This is a genomic window from Polaribacter sp. BAL334 (genome assembly GCF_015767435.1).
GTDB lineage: Bacteria > Bacteroidota > Bacteroidia > Flavobacteriales > Flavobacteriaceae > Polaribacter.
On the sequence record NZ_JADWOV010000018.1, the window covers coordinates 1 to 775 of the forward strand.

Genomic DNA, 775 nt, shown 5'->3' on the forward strand with positions numbered 1-775 from the left:
AAGAAGGCTAGATGAGACAAGCAGCCATTTACTATAAAGACCTCTTGGCAGGAATGCTAACAGAAACGGATGATGGAGAGTACATATTTCAATACGATGAAAAATATGTAAACGAACATCCAAAACAGTGCATTACATTAACAATGCCAGTAAGTGCAAAAATCTATAGGGACAAACGGTTATTTCCTTTTTTTGAAGGATTAATTCCTGAAGGTTGGTTGTTAGATATCGCGTCTAAAAACTGGAAAATCAATCAAAATGATCGCATGGGCTTACTTTTGGCGTGTTGTCAAAATTGTATTGGTGCCGTAAGTGTCCATCCAATAACTGAAGAAAATGAAAAATAAGAAATGCCTTTTTTGTTACAATCCATTGGTAGCCAATTCGGATGGTGATTTCCACGAGCAATGCAGCATGGCATTTTTCGGTACAAAAGAACCACCACTATTTGAACATTCGCTAGAACAAATGGCAGCATTAGCCAAAAATGTTGTGGAACGGAGTGTGGCAGTTCCTGGAGTGCAACCCAAATTGTCATTATCAGTAGTAAACGACACCATGCAAGATGGTAACAAAGGTCGCTTAACAGTTGTAGGCGCTTTAGGTGGAAACTACATTTTTAAACCACCATCGGATCAATTTCCAGAAATGCCCGAAAACGAACACCTAACCATGCGAATAGCAGAAGCTTTTGGCATCAACACGGTACCATCAAGTTTAATTCGTTTACAATCTGGCGAACTATCATACATCACAAAACGCATTGACAGAACCC

General features: G+C 39.2%; 2 protein-coding genes. Both read left to right on the forward strand.

The features are described 5' to 3' along the window. Nucleotides 1–11 precede the first annotated feature (11 nt). Complete coding sequence (locus tag IU405_RS00090; RefSeq protein ID WP_197436642.1) at nucleotides 12–347, forward strand: HipA N-terminal domain-containing protein; 336 nt, start codon at nucleotides 12–14, stop codon at nucleotides 345–347. Next, the coding region (locus tag IU405_RS00095; protein ID WP_197436643.1) for a HipA domain-containing protein at nucleotides 337–775 on the forward strand (439 nt) is incomplete at its 3' end. The genes IU405_RS00090 and IU405_RS00095, both read left to right, overlap by 11 nt.

What these genes read in the sequence shown, in the direction of transcription:
- IU405_RS00090 (WP_197436642.1), top strand. Translation starts at nt 12, where the DNA reads ATGAGACAAGCAGCCATTTACTATAAAGACCTCTTGGCAGGAATGCTA.